This is a genomic window from Bradyrhizobium sp., from assembly GCF_030646015.1.
In the GTDB taxonomy this organism is placed as follows: domain Bacteria; phylum Pseudomonadota; class Alphaproteobacteria; order Rhizobiales; family Xanthobacteraceae; genus Bradyrhizobium.
Window position 1 is genome coordinate 43,603 of record NZ_JAUSLT010000074.1, and the last position, 18,482, is coordinate 62,084.

The window sequence follows — 18,482 nt, forward strand, 5'->3', positions numbered from 1 at the left end:
CATTGTTCGGTTTTGTGAAGGTGCCTGACGTGGCGGATTCCGTGCTGCATCGCAACAAGGTCAGTGTCGAGCGTAGATCACAGCAGTCCTTCGCGTCCGGCGCCGTTGTCATTTTCGCCCTAGGCAATGATGGGCCCGTTTGCCCCGAGCACCTCTAATATAGAGGACTGGAGTACCAAAATTAGCGCGGTGGTCGACCAGGCGGGCATGCCGGTGCGCATCGTGGTGTCGCAGGGCTTGTGGCAGCGATGCTTGCCTGTTTTGTCCCTTGGAATGTGGTAGAATAGGGCATGCCGATGAAGCCGCTCGACATCACGGAAATGGACATCGAGCGCGCCCGCCGTATCGAGCGCTCATGGGCGCCGAAAGACCTTTCTGAAGGTCAGGCAGAATACGTCGTGAGAGCCATCGCTCAGGGCATCGCCCAAGGTCGCCAGCAAGGGCTGGAATTGGCGAAGGGTTCGAACGACTGACATCGTCCCAACGCCACGACGACTTCAACCAGTTCGCATCAAACGACGACTCCGCAGCGGTACAGCGGCGGCCGTCCTGAGAAGGCTCCGATGACGAATTAACTATCGGGGTTAGTTCTCAAGCTGCCCCATTTCTCACCGCTTGACTGGGAATTATATACTTGACACCACACGATACATGATTTAGTTTTCGGGCATCAGAACGGATCGAACGCCATGCCCGCCGCCAAAGCCCCTGCCAAACACTCCCAGTTCAGCGCTCCGCATTTCCAGAGCGTCGATGCTGCCCGGACCTACCTGGAAGCCCTGCGCTGGGGCGCTGATCGCGTTTGCCCGCATTGCGGCACCGTGAACGCCTCGTTCGCCACCAAGAAGCCGGGCGTCTACCGCTGCCAGTCCAAGGGTTGCCGCAAAGACTTCAGCGTCACCACCAAGAGCGTCATGGAGTCGAGCCATATCAAGCTGAACGTCTGGCTTCAGGCGTTCTTCCTGATGGCGTCGTCAAAGAAGGGTATTAGCTCCCATCAGATGCACCGCGCTTTGGGCATCACTTACAAATCGGCTTGGTTCCTGACCCATCGTATTCGCGAAGCAATGCGCGCTGGCGGCCTCATGTCTCCCATGGGCAGCGGCGGCGGCACCGTCGAAGTGGACGAAACCTATTTCGGTCATTTGGACGGCCAGCCCAAGAAGGGCCGTCTCGGCACGTCCAATATGAACACCGTTGTTACCTTGGTCGAGCGCGGCGGATCGTCCCGCAGCTTCCATGTGGACGGCAACCGCATTGCGGATATCGCCCCGATCCTGCGCGCAAACCTGAGCCGCGAAGCCAAGCTGATGACCGACGAACACGCCTCCTACATCAAGCTCGGCACCGAGTTTGCCAGCCACGATGCCGTCAACCACGGCAAGGACGAATACGTCCGCTATTGGAACGAAGTGACCGACAAGCTGCGCGACGATGGCAAGCCGGTAGTCGAAACCACGGTCATCACCACCAACACCGTCGAAGGCTACTTCTCAGTGTTCAAACGCGGCATGAAGGGTACCTATCAGCATTGCGCTGAGAAGCATCTGCACCGCTACCTTTCCGAATTCGATTTCCGTTATTCAAACCGTTCCGCGCTCGGTGTGACCGATGGTGAACGGGCAGACCTTGCCGTCAAAGGCGCGGCTGGCAAGCGTCTGACGTATCGTCAAGCTAACTGATCCTGATTTCAAACGGCAGGCCCGGCGCTTCTTGCGCTGGCGGGCAAAGCATTACCCCAAGCCCAAACCTCGATTCGTCAAATACTGGCGGACTAGGTAGCCACCGAACTCAACAAATACGGCGTTCGCACAATGACGTATACTGTCACTGCGAGCGCCGTAGAATTGGCTGCGATAAGCCCACCAATAAACAGGGGCGTATACCAAAACCCGGGCGCAGCCTGCCAAAGCTTATAAACCTCCCGCTCCTCAACGGAAAAATACGTCTGATAGATATGCGACATGCTAGCGCGCAATCGCTTCATCGTGTTCTGAGTATGCAGCATACAGGCCGCGCTATAACCAAAGGCACATAGCGATACGACAACGAGGATCGTCTTTTCCACGCTTGTAGCGTTCTTAGCCAGAGCAGCCATGATCGCGTAAACGACAAGAGAATAATTCGTAATGATCCACTGTTGGCGCTTGAGAAAAATGATGTTGTCAATCGCGCCCTTGTAAAGGATCTTCACACCCTCGCTCATGGTTTCGGTCATTGCCACCCCCTTGTATCTGAGGGTAGCCTACCGGCGTTTTGCTACTTTGGCTTGCCTTTTGTATTCTTCGTCACCTTCTTCGCCTTCGGCTTTTCCTTCAGCGGCTTGTGGGGCGTGTTCAGCGCTCCGCGAAGAGCGGACTCAAACCGCGCTTGGGCTTCCACGTCGTTGAAATTGTCTGACTCGCTCTTCTTTTTTTCCTTCATGGAGCCTCAACAGTGGACGAAAAAGAAACCCTCAAAATATTCGAGGAGGTCGGCCGACTTTGCGTTTCCTGGTCATTCCTCGAAGTTGTAACCGAAGCTGCAATATGGGGATTGCTAGATATCGACGATACTCTCGCGCCCCTGATAACCTGGAACAAAGATCTGGAGCAACGAGGCAAACTAATCGTTGAACATGGTACGCTGAAGCACCCTTCCGAAGAAGAGGCACTAAAGAAATTCAATACTGGCCTTCGAGCCGTAATTCAGGACCGCAACATCATTGTTCACGGCGCAGTGCACAAGAACGAAAGCAGGCCGCCCTGCTGGACCGTTTGGCGCGGCGTCGGAAAGGGAAAGAATTTTCCAACATCTTCAGACGCAGCCCACATCGTCCGAACTAACATAGACAAGCTTGCGGACCAGCTTCGTGCGTTCAACGCACGACATAATTATGGGCGAACTAGCAGACTATCCGATCAGATCGAGAACGATTGGCCAAAGCCGCTTTGAGTATGAACCGAACCATTTCCCGCGGATCGGATTCGCCCTCGGTATAAAGAAATAACTCCGCGACCCCCGCCTCGATCATAGCCAGGGTTACTTCAATCTCGGGCGCGCCAGCATCCGGCTTTGGGCCTTCCGCAGGCTCGGAACTATATTTTGTACCGTGTGGTGTCAAGTATATAATTCCCGCTTGACTCCTGGAACAAAAAAGGAACAATGTTCTTATTATGTTCCAGTTCTCAGGAGGCGGGCATGTTGAAGACGTTTGTGGAAGAAGCTGCGGCGCTGGCGTCGCTTACGCTGTTTGTCGGGATGATCGCGGTCTGGGCGCAGCTGATTCCCCAGCTCTGAGGCCGTGACAGAACCGGCGGCCGGCAGGAAAGCGGGGACGCTTGGCCCGGTTGCGCGGTTCGGCGTGGACAGGCCGGGCCCCAGGCATCACCATTGAGGCGCGAGTCGGCCCTGTGAGGGCGGCCTGCCTCACTCATGCCAGATGATCGCTCACGTCCATGACTTCAAAACCTTCGGCAACCGTTGCCAATGCCGGATTCGTCCATCTCCACGTCCACAGCGCCTATTCGCTGCTGAAGGGCTCGATCAAGATCCAGAAGCTGGCGGAACTGGCCAAGGCGGACCGCCAGCCGGCGCTGGCGCTGACCGATACCGACAACATGTTCGGGGCGCTGGAATTCTCCGACAAGATGGCCGGCTACGGCATCCAGCCGATCATCGGCTGCGAGCTCGCGGTCGATTTCGGCGATCAGGATCCGGCCGCGCGCAACGCGCTGGCTGCTGGCCCCGCGCGGATCGTGCTGCTGGCGGCGCGCGAGCGCGGCTACCGCAGCCTGATGCGGCTGAACTCGCGGGCGTTTTTGGAAACGCCGATCCATCAGGCGCCCCATATCAAGTTCGAATGGCTGGAAGGTGACGCCGAGGACCTGATCGCGCTGACCGGCGGTCCGGAGGGGCCGATCTCGCTGGCGATCCATGCCGATCATGCGGCGCTGGCGGCAACGCGCTGCGACCGGCTGGCGAGCCTGTTCGGCGACCGGCTCTATATCGAACTGCAGCGCCACGGCGTCGACAAGGAGCGCCGCGCCGAAGCCGGCCTGATCGATCTCGCCTACGCCAAGGGCCTGCCGCTGGTGGCGACCAACGAGCCGCATTTTGCAACGGCGGACGATTACGAAGCCCATGACGCGCTGCTCTGCATCGCCGGCGGACGCATGGTCGCCGAAACCGATCGCGAGCAACTGACCCCCGATCACCGTTTCAAGACCCGCGCCGAAATGGCGGTGCTGTTCGCCGACATTCCGGAGGCGCTGGCGTCCACCGTCGAAATCGCCGAGCGCTGCGCGTTCCGCCCGATGACGCGCAAGCCGATCCTGCCGCGGTTTACGGTAGGCGCTGCCACCGCGGACTCCGTCAGCGACGAAGCCGCCGAATTGCGCCGGCAGGCCGAGGAAGGGTTGGCCTACCGTCTCAAGGTCCACGGCTTGGCGCAGGGCGAGACCGAGGAAACCTATCGCGCTCGGCTGGCGTTCGAGATCGACGTCATCACCCGCATGGAATATCCGGGCTACTTCCTGATCGTCGCCGACTTCATCAAATGGGCGAAGAGCCAGGGCATTCCGGTCGGACCGGGCCGCGGCTCGGGCGCGGGCTCGCTGGTCGCCTATGCCCTGACCATCACCGACCTCGACCCGATCCGGTTTGGCCTCTTGTTCGAGCGCTTCCTCAATCCGGAACGCGTGTCGATGCCCGACTTCGACATCGACTTCTGCCAGGACCGCCGCGGCGAGGTCATCGACTATGTGCAGCAGCGCTATGGCCGCGACCAGGTCGCCCAGATCATCACCTTCGGCACGCTGCAGGCGCGCGGCGTGCTGCGCGACGTCGGCCGCGTGCTGCAGATGCCCTATGGGCAGGTCGACAAGCTGACCAAACTGGTGCCGCAGAATCCGGCCGCGCCGGTGACGCTGGCGGCGGCGATCGAGAGCGAGCCGAAACTGCAGGCGTTTCGCGATGAGGATCCGGTGGTGGCGCGCGCCTTCGACATCGCGCAGCGCCTCGAGGGCCTGACCCGGCACGCCTCGACCCATGCCGCCGGCATCGTGATCTCGGACCGGCCGCTGAGCGAGCTGGTGCCGCTCTACCGCGATCCGAAATCCGACATGCCGGTGACCCAGTTCAACATGAAATGGGTCGAACCCGCAGGCCTCGTCAAATTCGACTTCCTCGGCCTGAAGACGCTGACCGTGCTCGACGTCGCCGTGAAGCTGTTGAAACAGCGCAACATCGAGATCGATCTCGCGACCCTGCCGCTCGATGACGAGAAGAGTTACGCCATGCTGGCGCGCGGCGATGTGGTCGGCGTGTTCCAGGTGGAAAGCCAGGGCATGCGGCGGGCGCTGGTCGACATGCGGCCGGACCGCTTCGAGGACATCATCGCGCTGGTGGCGCTGTATCGCCCGGGCCCGATGGCCAACATCCCGACCTACTGCGCCCGCAAGCACGGCGACGAAGAGTCGGAATATCTGCATCCGATGCTGGAGCCGATCCTGAAGGAAACCTACGGTGTCATCATCTACCAGGAACAGGTGATGCAGATCGCCCAGGTGATGGCCGGCTATTCGCTCGGCGACGCCGACCTGCTGCGCCGCGCCATGGGCAAGAAGATCCGCTCGGAAATGGAAAAGCAGCGCGCCATCTTCGTCGCCGGCGCCATGAAGAACAACGTGCCGAAGGCGCAGGCCGACACCATCTTCGAACTATTGGCAAAATTCGCCGATTACGGCTTCAACAAGAGCCATGCGGCGGCCTACGCGCTGGTGTCGTACCACACCGCCTACATGAAGGCGCATTACCCGGTCGAATTCCTGGCGGCGTCGATGACGCTCGACCTCAGCAATACCGACAAGCTCTCGGAATTCCGCGCCGAAGCGCAACGGCTCGGCATCAAGGTCGAGGCGCCCAGCGTCAACCGTTCCGGCGCCACGTTCGAAGTCAGCGACAACACCATCTATTACGCGCTGGCGGGCCTCAAGGGCGTCGGCGGCCATGCGGTCGAGCTGATCGTCCAGGCGCGCAAGGAAGGCCTGTTCACCTCGCTGGCGGATTTCGCCGCAAGGGTGAATCCGCGCGCGATCAACAAGCGCGTCATCGAGAGTCTCGCGGCGGCCGGCGCCTTCGATGGCCTCGATGCCAACCGCGCGCGGGTGTTCGCCGGCGCCGAGGCCATTCTCTCGGCGTGCCAGCGCAGCCACGAGGCCGCGACCATGGGGCAGAACGACATGTTCGGCGGCGCTGCCGACGCGCCGACCATCATGCTGCCGCAGATCGAGCCCTGGCTGCCGGCCGAGCGGCTGCGTCGCGAATATGACGCCATCGGATTCTTCCTCTCGGGCCATCCGCTCGACGACTACGCCACGGTGCTGAAGCGGCTGCGGGTGCAAACCTGGGCGGAATTTTCCCGCGCCGTCAAAACCGGCGCCACCGCGGGCAAGGTCGCGGCCACGGTGGTGTCGCGGATGGAGCGGCGCACCAAGACCGGCAACAAGATGGGCATCATGGGCCTGTCCGATCCGACCGGCCATTTCGAAGCCGTGCTGTTTTCCGAAGGGCTTGCGCAATATCGCGACGTGCTGGAGCCGGGTGCGGCGGTGCTGCTGCAGCTCGGCGCCGAGCTACAGGGCGAGGACGTCCGCGCCCGGGTGCTGCACGCCGAACCGCTGGACGCCGCCGCGGCGAAAACCCAGAAAGGTCTTCGCATCTTCGTGCGCGACACTAGGCCGCTCGAATCCATCGCCAAGCGGCTCTCGATGCCCGAGCCGGGGCAGGGCGGCCCGGCGCGCGGCCCTCAGGCAAAACCGGTTGCGGTGGCGCCCGGCGGTGGCGACGGCGACGTCTCGCTGGTGATGATGCTCGACCTCGAAACCGAAGTGGAAATGAAGCTGCCCGGCCGCTTCAGGGTCTCGCCGCAGATCGCCGGCGCCATCAAGGCGGTGTCGGGCGTGGTGGACGTGCAGCAGCTGTAGGCGGGTCCGGGCCGGCGTCCGATCAGGGAGTTAATGATGGATCCCGCGCAGGTGATCGAGGAATTCGGCGTCGAGGACGGGTTGCCGATCGCGGCGATTTGCGCGGCGCAGGCTGATCGCGATGCGATGGTGCCGGTCTTTCTGCGCACGCTCGATGATCTTCTGGAACTGCGCGGACCGGTCGACCCCGCCGCGATCTTTTTCATATTTCATCTGCTCGGCGAGTGGCGCGAGAAATCCGCCTACTGGCCGTTGGCGGTTCTGCTGCGATTGCCGCCCGACGTTCTCGATACGATCCTCGGCGCCGCCATCACCGAGACGGTCCATCGCGTGATGGCGGCGGTTTTCGATGGCGAGCCCGAACCGCTGTATCAGATCATTCGCGATCCCGAAGCCGACGAGTATGTCCGCTCGCATATGTTGCACGCGATCGCCATGCTGACGCGAAGCGGCGAACTGCCGCGCGACGCGACGGCGGCCTTCCTGCGCGACTGCTTTTCGCAACTCGAGCCGCGGGAGGATTGCTATGTCTGGTCGGGCTGGCTCGACGCGGTGGCCTGGCTCGGATTGGCCGAGCTGAAGCCGCTGGCGCAGCAGGCATTTCAGCGCGGGTCGATCGATCCCGAATGGCTCACCTTCAAGGAGTTCGAAGAGGACCTGCAATATTCCGTCGACCATCCCGACGCCGAGCCACTGAACCCTGACGGCAATCTCACGCTGTTCGGCGACACGGTTGAGGAATTGTCCCGGTGGGACTCGTTCAAGCCGAAGCCGTCGAGCGACGAACCCCCGTGGGGCATGTCGGAAGCCGACGGCGTGCCTCATCGCGATCCCCTGCGCAACGTCGGGCGCAACGATCCCTGTCCCTGCGGCAGCGGGAAGAAATACAAGAAATGCTGTTTGACGTAGGCGTCCGATGCTCTGTCGGGCGGGGGCAAAAAGCCTCGTGTCCCGGACGCGGTGCAGCGTTCTCCCGGCGATGCGAAGCATCGTCCGGCACGGTGCTCCGCGGAGCCGGGACCCATGCGGGGGCACATGCGGGGCACGACGATGGACCCCGGATCAGCAGCGCACCGCCATAGCGCGTCGCAGACGCGCGTGAACGCGCTTGTGGCGCTGCGCTGCGTCCGGGGAACGAAATCCTCGTTCGCTTGACGCCGTCGCATCGGCCGGGATTTCAGCCGGTCTGCCTTCCGTCGCGCACATTTCTTTGATTTCCCGATTCATTTGTTCAGCTTGACTTCGCCGCAACGCAATATTAGTGAGTGGTCACTTACTTTAGTTGAGTGATTACTCACTGGACAGTCTCGTCAATGCCCGATGCCATCAAAACTACCCTTTCTGAACCCTGCCTTTTCTACGGTGCCCGCGTCCGGATGAGCCCACTCGGCCGCGAACGGCATCCCAAATACGGCGATCGGGAAGGGCTGATTGTGGGGAGCGGGTCTCCGAGCAGCTGGCGGGTCAAGTTCGACAACCGCAAGACCATCCAGGCGATCCACCGGGACTATCTCGAACTGGCCGCTCCACCGGCCGGCGCGTCGGCTCGAGGCGCCTCCCAAGTTGCTCCGCAACTCGATCCTCGGGGCGCGAGGCCGTGCTCGTGAACGTCAATTTCCAGCCTGGACATGTCATGCGTCGCATCCATCATCGGCCGTCGGTCTCGTTGATCCTCGTTTCGGCGCTGAGTTTTCTCGTCGCCGGATGCGCCTCGCTGCCCCGGACGCCCTATGGCGTGGCCGATGCGCCGTCGGCGCGCGTTCTCAATCTGACGGAGCTGCGGCGCTACGCCGACGAACCGGCCACCACGTTCCGGCAAGATCGACAAGACCGGCAGCAGGCCGTGCTGCGGGGGCCGCGCACTTATCTGGCGCTGTCAGGCGGCGGGGCCGACGGCGCCTACGGTGCCGGCGTTCTCAACGGCTGGACCGAGGCGGGGACACGCCCTTCGTTCTCGATCGTGTCGGGCGTGAGCACCGGCGCGCTGATCGCACCGTTCGCGTTCCTCGGCTCCGGCCATGACGCGACGTTGCGGCATCTCTACACCAGCGGCGTCGCCGAGAGCCTGCTCGACGCGCCGAGCGCATTCAACGCGATTTTCGGGGCGGGCCTGTTCGGCAACAAGCGGCTGCGCGAACTGGTGGCCAATTATATCGATGCCGACTTCGTCGCTGCGGTCGCCAGCGAACACGCCAGGGGGCGGCTGCTGCTCATCGTCACGACCAACCTGGACTCGCAGCGCACCGCGATTTGGGACATGGGAAAGATCGCCTCGCTGCGCACGCCCGAGGCCTTGAACCTGTTCCGGGACGTCGTCGCCGCATCGGCAAGTCTGCCGGTGGTATTCCCGCCGATACTGGTCACCGCCGAAGCCAACGGCAGGCAATTCCAGGAGATGCATGTCGACGGCGGCGTGACCGCGCCTGTGCTGACCCTGCCGGAGGCATTCCTGCTGCGCGACGCCAAACTGGCCAAAGCCGGCGATCTGCAGCTCTACATCCTGATCAACAACAAGGTCGAGCCGGAGTTTCAGCTCGTTGCCAACAGCACGATCGAGATCGCGGCGCGGTCCTCGTCGACCATCGTCAAGACCCAGACGCGATCGATCCTCTACAGCACCTGGGATTTCACCCGCCGCAACAAATTCGGCTTCAACCTGACCTACATCGAAGGCCGCATCCCCGCGGCGGCGAGTTCGGGATTCGATACCGCCTATATGCGCGGGTTGTTTCAGTACGGCTATGAGCGGGCGCGAAGCGGCCAGGCCTGGTCGAAATCTTCACCGCCTGACGGCATGAACCCGACAGCCGGCTACCGGACGTCATCTGCGCGGCAGGCGGTCGTCGGTCACTGACCTGTCAGACGAATCAACCACGCCTAGCCGTTCCGAAAGGAGTGCCCCATGACAACATCCGGCGGTCAGGAGAATGACCATGCGCAATAAACTGGCGAAGCGTCTCATCCTGTTGATGCTGCCGTTGCTCCCGCTGATTGCGCCCGTGTCGGCGTTCGGCCGCGAGTCTGCCGATCTTGGGTCGCCGTCCGTTCCGCAATCCAATGAGTCCGAAAGCGAAGCGCTCCTGCAGGAAATCAAGGTATTCGCCTATGCCCAAATTTCCGCCCGGCGTGCGATTGCCATCGCCGAGAGGCTTGGCGCCGGCGCCAGGGCCGTCGACCTCGGTTTCGACGGATCGACCTCCCATCCGGCCTACCGGGTGAAAGTCCTTCTGAACGGAGAATTGTGGGACGGGGCGATCGATGCTTCGACCGGGGTGGCCGTCAGTACCGGGCCAACGACGCCTGTATCGAGGCTGCGGGAGGAGAACCAGACGATACTGGCCGCTTTCTCCGCAGCCGGCATCGGTCTTTCCGAGACGATCGCCATTGCCGAACGATACGGCTCCGGCAAAACGGTCAGCGCGGGACTGCAGTACAACGGCGCGAAGCTCGTCTTGCTGGTGGTTGTTGTCAGCGAAGGCTCATTGAAGGAAATCTCGGTCGAGCCGCCGGAAAGCCGAAGCCGCCGGCGCAAGACGTCTGCCCGCGACAAGAAATGGAAACGACCTTCGTCCGGTGGATCGTCGCGGGGGGTGTCCGCCTGATCGAATAGCTTCGTTGCCCGAAAGTCCGGCCTTCATGGACCGCTGGGCCGGGGGCAGGGCGGTGATTACCCGGGAAATGCCCGGATTTAACGGCCGGGCACCCGGTATACCCGCCTCAGGGCCGCCAAAACTGGCCGTATTTCCTTGCTTCCCGCCGGAATCCGGCTATATACCGCGCCATCTCACACGGAAGCATGGCTCAAAAGGCCGTCCGGTGGCAGCCGGGCCGCAAGGCTCGTTTGCTCACACGCTTCCGGAGGAACCAACCGGAGAATATCACGATGGCGCTACCCGATTTTTCTATGCGTCAGCTGCTTGAAGCTGGCGTTCACTTTGGCCACCAATCGCACCGCTGGAATCCGAAAATGGCGGATTACATTTTCGGTGCCCGCAACAACATCCACATCATCGATCTCGCCCAGACCGTGCCGCTGTTGCATCGCGCGCTTCAGGCGGTCAGCGATACCGTCGCCAAGGGCGGCCGTATCCTGTTCGTCGGAACCAAGCGGCAGGCGCAGGACGGCGTCGCCGAGGCCGCCAAGCGTTCGGCGCAGTATTTCGTCAATTCGCGCTGGCTCGGCGGCACGCTGACCAACTGGAAGACGATTTCCGGTTCGATCAAGCGGCTGCGGCATCTCGAGGAAGTGCTCAATTCGGGCGATGCCAACGCCTATACCAAGAAGGAGCGTCTGACGCTGCAGCGCGAGCGCGACAAGCTCGACCGTTCGCTCGGCGGCATCAAGGACATGGGCGGTCTGCCCGACCTGATCTTCGTGATCGACACCAACAAGGAAGACATCGCGATCCAGGAAGCCCAGCGGCTCAACATTCCCGTTGCCGCGATCGTCGATACCAATTCGGACCCCAAGGGCATCACCTATGTGGTGCCGGGCAATGACGACGCCGGCCGCGCCATCACGCTGTATTGCGATCTGATCGCGCGTGCCGTGATCGACGGTATCTCGCGTGCGCAGGGCGATTCCGGCATCGATATCGGCGCCTCCGCGCAGCCGATCCGCGAGGAAATCCCGGTGGCGCCGCAGCCCGCCGGCTTCCAGGGCCTTGCCGGGCCGCGCGGTGCCGCCGACGACCTCAAGAAGCTCACCGGCGTGTCCGGCGCGATCGAGAAGAAGTTCAACGATCTCGGCATCTTCCATTACTGGCAGCTCGCCGAACTCGATCACGACACCGCACACAAGATCGGCGAAGAGGTCGGGCTTCCGTCCCGCGCCGATGGCTGGGTAGCCCAGGCCAAGGCGATGACCGCGGAAGCGGAATAACGCGAACAAGCGTGGCCGGAATTTTCCGGCCACCGCTTCGGTTCCAGATACGACATTCCCTGGTGGTGGAAGGCGGCGAGGCGGCAACAGCCGCGCCGCGGTCGCCCTGACAGGCAAGAAGGACATTCAACGATGGCAACGATTACAGCAGCGATGGTCAAGGACCTGCGCGAGACCACCGGCGTCGGCATGATGGATTGCAAGCAGGCGCTTGCCGAGAACGACGGCAACATGGAAGCCGCGATCGACTGGCTGCGCAAGAAGGGCCTGTCCAAGGCCGCCAAGAAGTCCGGCCGCATTGCCGCCGAAGGCCTGATCGGCGCGCTGACCCAAGGCACCAAGGGTGTCGTGGTCGAGGTCAATTCCGAGACCGACTTCGTCGCGCGCAACGAACAGTTCCAGGGCCTGGTCAAGATGATCGCCCAGGTCGCGCTCAAGGTCGGCGCTGACGTCGAGAAGATCAAGGCCGCGCCGGTCGGCGACGTTACCGTCGAGCGCGCGATTCAGGACGCCATCGCCACCATCGGCGAGAACATGACGCTGCGCCGGGCGGCTTCGCTCGAAGTCTCGAGCGGCGTGGTCGCAAGCTATGTGCACAACGCCGTGGTCGAAGGTGCCGGCAAGATGGGCGTGATCGTGGCGCTGGAATCCACCGGCAGGACCGACGAACTCGCCGCACTGGCGCGCCAGATCGCGATGCATGTCGCCGCCACCAACCCGCAGGCGCTGGATTCGGCCGGACTCGATCCGGCCGCCGTGACGCGTGAGAAGGACATTCTGTCCGACAAATACCGTCAGCAGGGCAAGCCCGAGAACGTGATCGAAAAGATCGTCGAGTCCGGCCTGAAGACCTACTACAAGGAAGTCTGCCTGCTCGAGCAGGCCTTCATCCACGACAACGCCAAATCGGTCGGCCAGGCGGTCAAGGAAGCTGAGGGCAAGATCGGCGCCCCGGTGAAAGTGACCGGGTTTGTGCGCTATGCTCTCGGCGAGGGAATCGAAAAGCAGGAATCCGATTTCGCGGCCGAGGTCGCCGCCGCCAGCGGCAAGAAGTAACCGCCGGACGAGGCCTTCCGGCGTGCTTACGCCGGAGCAGGCCGGGCAGGCCCAAGGGAAGTAGCAATGGCTGAGCCGGTCTATCGTCGGGTGGTGATCAAGCTCTCGGGCGAATATTTTGCCGGCGCGCATTCCTTCGGCATGGATCAGCCGACCATCGACCGCATTGCCGGCGACCTGATCGCCGCCAGGCAGCTCGGCGTCGAAGTCGCCGTCGTCATCGGTGGCGGCAACATGGTGCGCGGTGTCGAGGTATCCTCGCGCGGCGTGTCCCGTCCCACCGGCGACACCATGGGCATGCTCGCCACCGTGATGAATTGCCTGGCGCTGGAAGCCGCGATCGAGCGGCGCGGGACCCCGGCGCGGACCCTGTCGGCCTTCGTGATGCCGCAGGTCTGCGAGCTGTTCACCCGTACTGCAACGCACAAATATCTCGCCGAGGGCCGCATCGTGCTGCTCGGCGGTGGAACCGGCAACCCGTTCTTCACCACCGATACCACGGCGGTGCTGCGGGCGGCCGAGATCGGCGCCCAGGCGGTGCTGAAGGCCACCAATGTCGACGGTGTCTACAGTGCCGATCCCAAAAAGGATCCGTCCGCCAAGCGGTTCGACCGTTTGACGCATTCACAGGCGATCGAAGGCGGCTACAAGGTGATGGACGCGACCGCTTTCGCGCTTGCCCGCGAGACATCGCTGCCTATCATCGTGTTCTCGATCGCCGAACCGGGTTCGATAGGCGCGATCCTGCGCGGCACCGGCCACGGCACCATCGTCGGCGGCTGACAGGCCGGCGACGCATCTGATGCGCGCGGGCCTGACGGCCTCGGCGTTCAGTTTTCAGGAGGGAGAGCGTTATGCCCACGGGTGGTTTCGACATCAACGATCTGAAGCGCCGCATGCAGGGCGCCACGGCGGCACTCAAGCATGAGCTCGGTGGATTGCGCACCGGCCGCGCCGCCGCCTCGATGCTGGAGCCGGTGCAGGTCGATGCCTACGGCACCCACATGCCGCTCAACCAGCTCGCGACCATCAGCGTGCCCGAGCCACGGCTGCTCTCGGTCCAGGTTTGGGACAAGTCGATGGTCAAGGCCGTCGAAAAGGCGATCGTCGATTCCAACCTCGGCTTGAGTCCCGCGACCGAAGGCCAGGTGTTGCGGCTGCGCATTCCCGAACTCAACGAAGAACGCCGCAAGGAACTGGTGAAAGTCGCGCATAAATATGCGGAAGCCGCCAAGGTTGCGGTGCGCCATGTCCGCCGCGACGGTCTCGACACCATCAAGAAACAAGAGAAGAATCACGAGATTTCCGAGGACGATCAGGAGCGGCTGGCCCATGATGTGCAGAAGGCCACCGACGGCATGATTTCGGAAATAGACCAATTGCTTGCGGCGAAGGAAAAGGAAATCCTTACCGTTTAACGCGCTAGGATCAGCCGATGTCGAATGCTGCCGCCCCTGCGACCGAAGCCCCGGATCCTTCCGGTGCGCCGTTGCATGTGGCGATCATTATGGACGGCAACGGACGCTGGGCGGCCGCCCGCGGCTTGCCGCGCGCGGAAGGCCATCGCCGTGGCGTCGAGGCGTTGCGGCGGGTGGTTCGCGCGGCCCACGAGCTCGGCATTCAGTATCTGACGATTTTTTCCTTCAGCTCGGAGAACTGGTCGCGTCCGGCGAGCGAGATCGGCGATCTGTTCGGGCTGCTCCGGCGCTTCATCCGCAACGACCTCGCGACATTGCACCGCGATGGCGTCCGGGTCCGGGTGATCGGCGAGCGCGACGGCCTGGAGCCGGATATCTGCGCGCTGCTGAACGAGGCGGAAGAGCTGACCAAGGGCAACACCAGGCTCAATCTCGTGGTCGCGTTCAACTACGGATCGCGCCAGGAAATCGCCCACGCCGCCCAGCGGCTGGCGCGCGAGGTCGCCGAGGGAAAGCGTGACCCTTCGTCGATCGATGCCGACACAATGAGCCGATACCTCGACGCGCCCGAAATTCCCGATCCCGACTTGATCATTCGCACCAGCGGCGAGCAGCGGCTTTCGAATTTCCTGATGTGGCAGGCCGCCTACAGCGAACTGGTGTTCGTGCCGATCCACTGGCCGGATTTCGACAAGGCGGCGCTGGAAGAGGCGATCGCCGAATATGCCAGGCGGGAGCGCCGTTTCGGCGGTCTGGCCGCGAAAACCGGATCGTGACCGAGGGCGAAGCCGCACCGGCGGCGGATGCCGAGAAGGGGTCGCGCAATCTGATGATGCGCGTGCTCGCCGCCCTGGTGCTCGCACCGGCGGCCATCGCCATCGCTTATGCCGGCGGCTGGCTGTGGGCCGCGCTGGTGACGCTGGCCGCGATCGGCCTCTATGTCGAATGGCTGATGATCGTCGGCGCGGGGCGCGAGCCGCGCGTGATCGCGCTGGGCGCCGCGGCCCTTGCCGTCGGCGGGATTTGTCTCGCCTTGGGGCGGATCGATACCACGCTTGTTGTGCTGGCGGTCGGTCTCGCCGCCGTTGCGTTGCTGTCGGCTGAACGCCGGCTCTGGACCGCGACGGGATTTGTCTACGCCGCCGCCGCCGCGCTTGCATCGGTGCTGGTGCGCCTCGACCCGGTCAAGGGATTTACCGCGCTGATGCTGATCCTGCTGGTCGTCTGGGCGTCCGATATCGGCGGCTACTTTGCGGGCCGCGGCATCGGCGGACCCAAGCTGTGGCCGCGGGTCAGCCCCAAAAAAACCTGGGCGGGCGCGATCGGCGGTTTTGGTTTGAGCCTGGTCGTTGCCGGCGGCTTTGCAGCCTTCGGGTACGGCCCGGCCGGCCCGTTATTGCTGCTGGCTGCGGTACTCTCGATCGCGTCGCAACTCGGCGATCTGTTCGAATCCGCCGTCAAACGCCGTTTCGGCGTCAAGGATTCCAGTCACATCATTCCCGGGCATGGCGGTCTGATGGACCGCCTCGATGGCTTCGTCGCCGCGGTCGTCCTGGCTGCGATTTTCGGTCTTTTGCGGGGCGGCGCCGATGGCGTCGGCCGCGGTCTTATGGTTTGGTGAGAATATGAGCGCTGTCCCGTTGCGTAACAATAAGGCCGCGGCATCCGCCGTGCGCTCCGTGACCGTGCTGGGTGCCACCGGCTCGATCGGCGACAGCACGATGGATTTGCTGCGGGCCTCGCGCGACCGCTATCAAATCGAGGCCTTGACCGCGAACACCAATGTCGAGGGGCTGGCCAAGCTCGCCCGCGAATTCGGCGCGCGGTTTGCAGCCGTAGCCGATCCCGATCGCCTCGGCGAGCTGAAGGACGCGCTGGCGGGCACAAGCACCGAATGCGGCGCCGGCGAGAGCGCCATCATTGAAGCTGCGGCCCGCCCGGCCGACTGGGTCATGGCCGCCGTCAGCGGCGCGGCCGGATTGAAGCCCGCGCTCGCGGCGGTCGATCGCGGCGCCACCGTCGCGCTGGCCAACAAGGAATGCCTGGTTTGCGCCGGCGACTTCTTCATGCAGCGCGCGTTCAAGGCGGGGGCCTGCATCCTGCCGGCGGATTCCGAACATAACGCGCTGTTTCAGGCGCTGGCTTCCGGCAACCGCGAGGAACTGGTTCGCGTCATCATCACCGCTTCGGGGGGACCGTTCCGGACCTGGGCGGTCGCCGACATCGAGCAGGCGACGCTGGCGCAGGCGCTGAAACACCCGAACTGGAGCATGGGTCAGAAGATCACCATCGATTCCGCCTCGATGATGAACAAGGGGCTCGAGGTCATCGAAGCCTCCTACCTGTTCGCGCTGACGCCGGACGAGATCGACGTTCTCGTCCATCCGCAGTCGATCATCCACGGCATGGTGGAATTTTCCGACCGTTCCGTCGTGGCCCAACTCGGCGCGCCCGACATGCGCACGCCGATTGCGCATTGCCTCGGATGGCCCGACCGGATCGTCGGTCCCGCCGCCAAGCTCGATCTCGCCAAGATCGGCCAGCTGACCTTCGAGGCGCCGGATTTCGACCGGTTCCCGGCGCTTCGGCTGGCTTTCGATGCGCTGCGGACCGGGCGGGGCGCGACCACGGTCTACAATGCCGCCAACGAGGTCGCGGTGGCGGCCTTCATCGCCGGCAAGATCAAATTCGGCGCGATCGCTCGCCTGGTCGAAGCCACCATGAACGACTGGATCCGGTCCGGGAACCTGGCGCCTTTGAGCTCGGCGGACGATGCGATTTCCGTTGACCATAATGCGCGAAATAAAGCTGCCTCCCTCTTGCCTCAAATTGCCTTAAAGGCATCCTAGACGGTTGGGGACAGGGCCTGCGGCCTTGGTTAAGGGGAATTGGATGTCCGAGTTTTTTCTACATGGTTTCAATACGTTGACTCATGGCATCATCGGATATGCCATTCCCTTCCTGTTCGTGCTGACCATCGTCGTTTTCTTCCATGAGCTCGGCCATTTTCTGGTTGCCCGCTGGGCCGGGGTAAAAGTACTGACGTTCTCGCTCGGTTTCGGGCCGGAACTCGCAGGCTTCAACGACCGCCACGGCACCCGCTGGAAGCTCTCGGCGATCCCGCTCGGCGGCTACGTCAAATTCTTCGGTGACGAGAGCGAGGCCTCCACGCCGTCGTCCGAAACGCTCTCCGCCATGACTGCGGAAGAGCGCGCCGGCAGTTTCCACCACAAGAAGGTCGGACCGCGCGCCGCGATCGTGGCGGCCGGGCCGATTGCCAATTTCCTGCTGGCGATCGTGATCTTCACCTGCCTGTTCACGTTCTTCGGCAAGCCGAGCACGACGGCGCGCGTCGACAAGGTGGAAGCGGGCAGTGCCGCCGACAAGGCCGGTTTTCAGGCTGGCGACGTCGTAACCTCGATCGATGGCAAGGCGATCGGAAGCTTCTCGGAGATGCAGCGCATTGTCGGCACCCGCGCCGGCGAGCAGCTGTCGTTCACCATCAAGCGCGGCGATTCCAGCCTGCAGTTGCAGGGCACGCCGCAGCAGCGGGAAGTGAAGGATACGTTCGGCAACGTTCACCGCCTCGGTGTGCTCGGCATCACCCGGGCGACCAATCCCGGCGACACGGTGACCGAGCGGGTGGATCCCGCCACCGCGCTCTGGCTCGGCGTCAAGGAAACCTGGTTCGTCGTCGAGCGCACGATGGCCTATATCGGCGGCATCTTCACCGGGCGCGAGGCGGCCGATCAGGTCGGCGGGCCGATCCGGATCGCGCAGATTTCGGGTCAGGTCGCCACCATCGGGGTTGCCGCCCTGATCCACCTTGCTGCGGTGCTTTCGATCTCGATCGGACTGCTTAACCTGTTCCCGGTACCGTTGCTCGATGGCGGTCACCTTTTGTTCTATGCGGTGGAAGCCGTGCGCGGGCGGCCGTTGTCGGACCGGGCGCAGGAGTTTGGCTTCCGAATCGGACTTGGCCTGGTGCTGATGCTGATGGTGTTTGCGACCTATAACGACATCCTGCACCTGGCGGCATCGTGAAACGGCTTTTTTGTGACGTGGCCGATAGGCAACGTCTTGGAATGAAAATGAAATTGCACTGCGATAGGACGTTTGCGGCTTCAGCAAAAATGGATACAAGCGAGCAACAAATGGGAA

Annotated in this window: 17 protein-coding genes; 15 read left to right on the top strand and 2 right to left on the bottom strand. The window is 63.0% G+C overall.

The window, feature by feature from the left end; all coding sequences use genetic code 11:
• Positions 1–296: 296 nt before the first annotated feature.
• Together Q7T45_RS11390 and Q7T45_RS11395 are read left to right on the top strand one after the other, a co-directional pair.
• On the top strand, positions 297–473 hold the full coding sequence (locus Q7T45_RS11390; protein WP_304870769.1) for a hypothetical protein: 177 nt from the start codon (positions 297–299) through the stop codon (positions 471–473).
• Between the two features lie 216 nt (positions 474–689).
• The gene (locus Q7T45_RS11395) at positions 690–1,682 is read left to right on the top strand and encodes an IS1595 family transposase (protein WP_304870771.1); all 993 of its coding nucleotides are present in this window, start codon (positions 690–692) and stop codon (positions 1,680–1,682) included.
• Positions 1,683–1,774: 92 nt separating this feature from the next.
• On the opposite strand, the gene Q7T45_RS11400 is transcribed toward Q7T45_RS11395, so the two are convergent.
• Positions 1,775–2,218 carry a hypothetical protein gene (locus Q7T45_RS11400; protein ID WP_304870772.1) on the bottom strand — a complete coding sequence of 148 codons (444 nt, stop codon included), beginning with the start codon at positions 2,216–2,218 and terminating at the stop codon, positions 1,775–1,777.
• 41 nt (positions 2,219–2,259) lie between these two features.
• Entirely contained in the window at positions 2,260–2,424 is a 165-nt protein-coding gene (locus Q7T45_RS11405; RefSeq protein WP_304870773.1) for a hypothetical protein, read from the bottom strand.
• A gap of 12 nt (positions 2,425–2,436) precedes the next feature.
• On the opposite strand from Q7T45_RS11405, the gene Q7T45_RS11410 reads away from it, so the two are divergent.
• From Q7T45_RS11410 to rseP, 13 genes are all read left to right on the top strand, one after another.
• A complete protein-coding gene (locus Q7T45_RS11410; RefSeq protein ID WP_304870775.1) occupies positions 2,437–2,934 on the top strand; it encodes a hypothetical protein in 498 nt (165 codons plus the stop codon).
• Positions 2,935–3,437: 503 nt separating this feature from the next.
• A complete protein-coding gene (gene dnaE, locus Q7T45_RS11415; protein WP_304870777.1) occupies positions 3,438–6,965 on the top strand; it encodes a DNA polymerase III subunit alpha in 3,528 nt (1,175 codons plus the stop codon).
• 33 nt (positions 6,966–6,998) lie between these two features.
• Entirely contained in the window at positions 6,999–7,874 is an 876-nt protein-coding gene (locus Q7T45_RS11420; protein ID WP_304870779.1) for a DUF1186 domain-containing protein, read from the top strand.
• A gap of 724 nt (positions 7,875–8,598) precedes the next feature.
• Positions 8,599–9,819: a patatin-like phospholipase family protein gene (locus Q7T45_RS11425; protein ID WP_304870780.1), complete on the top strand. Its 1,221-nt coding sequence runs from the start codon at positions 8,599–8,601 to the stop codon at positions 9,817–9,819.
• Between the two features lie 79 nt (positions 9,820–9,898).
• Positions 9,899–10,567, top strand: coding sequence for a PepSY domain-containing protein (locus Q7T45_RS11430; RefSeq protein ID WP_304870781.1), 669 nt, complete (start codon positions 9,899–9,901; stop codon positions 10,565–10,567).
• Between the two features lie 281 nt (positions 10,568–10,848).
• Complete coding sequence (locus Q7T45_RS11435) at positions 10,849–11,847, top strand: 30S ribosomal protein S2 (RefSeq protein WP_304870782.1); 999 nt, start codon at positions 10,849–10,851, stop codon at positions 11,845–11,847.
• A 132-nt stretch (positions 11,848–11,979) separates the two neighbouring features.
• On the top strand, positions 11,980–12,903 hold the full coding sequence (tsf, locus tag Q7T45_RS11440) for a translation elongation factor Ts (protein WP_304870783.1): 924 nt from the start codon (positions 11,980–11,982) through the stop codon (positions 12,901–12,903).
• A 66-nt stretch (positions 12,904–12,969) separates the two neighbouring features.
• Positions 12,970–13,686: a UMP kinase gene (gene pyrH, locus Q7T45_RS11445; protein ID WP_304870785.1), complete on the top strand. Its 717-nt coding sequence runs from the start codon at positions 12,970–12,972 to the stop codon at positions 13,684–13,686.
• 71 nt (positions 13,687–13,757) lie between these two features.
• On the top strand, positions 13,758–14,321 hold the full coding sequence (gene frr / locus Q7T45_RS11450; protein ID WP_304870787.1) for a ribosome recycling factor: 564 nt from the start codon (positions 13,758–13,760) through the stop codon (positions 14,319–14,321).
• 17 nt (positions 14,322–14,338) lie between these two features.
• Positions 14,339–15,097, top strand: a complete 759-nt coding sequence (locus tag Q7T45_RS11455; RefSeq protein ID WP_304870789.1) for an isoprenyl transferase — start codon at positions 14,339–14,341, stop codon at positions 15,095–15,097.
• Positions 15,094–15,942, top strand: coding sequence for a phosphatidate cytidylyltransferase (locus tag Q7T45_RS11460; RefSeq protein ID WP_304870791.1), 849 nt, complete (start codon positions 15,094–15,096; stop codon positions 15,940–15,942). The genes Q7T45_RS11455 and Q7T45_RS11460 overlap by 4 nt, the downstream gene beginning before the upstream one ends.
• Positions 15,943–15,946: 4 nt before the next feature.
• Entirely contained in the window at positions 15,947–17,170 is a 1,224-nt protein-coding gene (dxr, locus tag Q7T45_RS11465; RefSeq protein WP_304870793.1) for a 1-deoxy-D-xylulose-5-phosphate reductoisomerase, read from the top strand.
• Positions 17,171–17,213: 43 nt separating this feature from the next.
• Entirely contained in the window at positions 17,214–18,365 is a 1,152-nt protein-coding gene (gene rseP, locus Q7T45_RS11470; RefSeq protein WP_304870795.1) for an RIP metalloprotease RseP, read from the top strand.
• The last annotated feature ends 117 nt before the right edge of the window (positions 18,366–18,482 follow it).